Origin of the sequence: Desulfobacterium sp. N47 (genome assembly GCF_051233685.1) — a bacterium.
Lineage (GTDB): Bacteria > Desulfobacterota > Desulfobacteria > Desulfobacterales > RPRI01 > RPRI01.
The window spans coordinates 1-1,771 of sequence record NZ_JBAMMY010000257.1 but is presented as its reverse complement, the minus strand read 5'-3'; the positions used below and the strand labels follow the sequence as shown (position 1 = coordinate 1,771).

Here is a 1,771-nt window from a genome sequence, read left to right as displayed (position 1 = left end):
CATATTATCATCCTTTCTTGAATTGGTGAATTTAAGAAGATAATAGAGCATTCTCTTTATTAAATCAATATGTTATTTGGTATTTCAACTGCTTTTTATAAAAATAATCGGATCAATGCGAGACTTTTGAAATTACCTCATGTATTTTGCAATTAACTGATTTACGATATATCCGGTTAAACTTAATCTTGTGATTCATCTTGCAATTCATCAAGAGGAATGCGCCATTTATCATAAAATTTAAAAACATTTGATAGTCCATTCAGTTTTATAGCTTTAAGTATCTCATGGGTATTGTAATGTACTCTTGCTTCTTCGGCCATCTTTTCTTCATGAGAGGCGCTGAAATTTTGAAGAAATTCGCTGAACCTGACAATATGAACAAGTTCGTGTGTGATTATATAAAGCAAAAAAGGGTAAAGTTTTATTGCAGGTGATTTGCCTACAACCGAAAGTATGGAATTATCCTGAAGACAGATTTTATAAAAATCATAAATTGAAGAACTAAGAGATGAATATTTTGGTTGAGCTTTATATTTTATTATCTGAGCAAATGGGCCGTCAACGATTTCTTCAGTTGAAAGATTCGCTATCGTTTTAATATCATAGCGTCTTCTAAGCCATTGGCTGGTGGATAATTTATAATAATCGCATACAAGCTCCTCGGATATTTCCGCTGCTTTGTTTACTGTTTTTATCTGTCTTGTGTTAAATTTCGGAAGTTTGGCAATATCGTTCATAATTATTTAATAATATTTTAAATGATTATTAATTTCGGGCTATTTTTAAAAATCCTTTTTTTTAGATAGTGTCCATCCTAAGGTATAAATATTTGGTATAAAAGGCGATTGTGCATTTGCAGTGGATTATTGGTATTGGATGTAGCATAAGGCAATTAGACAATAACCTGATAACACTATAAAAGCGATAAAGGAATCAAATGCAAAATACGCAAAAAACACCAAAACAACTGCCGCTTATAGAGCCCACATCCAATTATGCTCAAGAAGCAGAACCGGATATGTATGATCAGCAAGATAATTGGTAGTCTCCTAACATTACCGATTATGTTCTGCAAGACCTTAATAGGGGCGAACTGTATAAGATGGCTTCCGGATGAGCACTTGCTATTATGAAAAATCGATTCAGGAAGTGATACAAATTATCCCATACGATTTAATTACTGCATTGCAGCCGGACGCAAGAATCTTCAAAAAGGGATGTCTTCTTTTGTTAAATCATCATCATTATCATGATCAAAGGGCATTATTTCGCTGGCCATATTTAAAAACACACCCAAAGACTCGCATAAATTCTTTACAATTCGGCTATGAGCCTCTTTTTCATTAACATCTTTTGCTTTTGACATTGCCTTCAATGCAAAACCTAATTCTTTAAATAAACTGTCCACTATTTTATCAGGATCCATTAATTCTCCTTTTTCTTTTTTTTATGATTACATACCAAATCCGGCAGTCGTCTTAGCGATCGGCCAGATTTGCCTGTTACTTGCTGTTATTCATATCTATTTTTACCTCTTTCCTTGGGTTCATCTTCCTTTTTTGGCTTTTATTCACCATATTGATAAGTTCATCAACACGTTTCTTTAAAGATTTATCTGTCTGCAGCTGCTTTTTAACCCGTTCAATAATACTGCTGACTGAAGTGGATTTATCGATATTAAAATATTGCCCGATTTGTTTCATATTATCACGCCGAAGCACTCTGATCAGATAAATCAAAACATTTCTTGGTTCATTATACGACCCCC

General features: G+C 33.4%; 3 protein-coding genes. All 3 read right to left on the bottom strand.

From position 1 onward, the window contains the following. Nucleotides 1–182: 182 nt before the first annotated feature. Nucleotides 183–740, bottom strand: coding sequence for a hypothetical protein (locus tag VXK47_RS16450; RefSeq protein ID WP_435549871.1), 558 nt, complete (start codon nt 738–740; stop codon nt 183–185). A 470-nt stretch (nt 741–1,210) separates the two neighbouring features. Further along, nucleotides 1,211–1,429 carry a hypothetical protein gene (locus VXK47_RS16445; protein WP_435549870.1) on the bottom strand — a complete coding sequence of 73 codons (219 nt, stop codon included), beginning with the start codon at nt 1,427–1,429 and terminating at the stop codon, nt 1,211–1,213. A 76-nt stretch (nt 1,430–1,505) separates the two neighbouring features. Next, a partial coding sequence (locus VXK47_RS16440) for a hypothetical protein (protein WP_435549869.1) occupies nt 1,506–1,771 on the bottom strand: 266 nt, incomplete at its 5' end.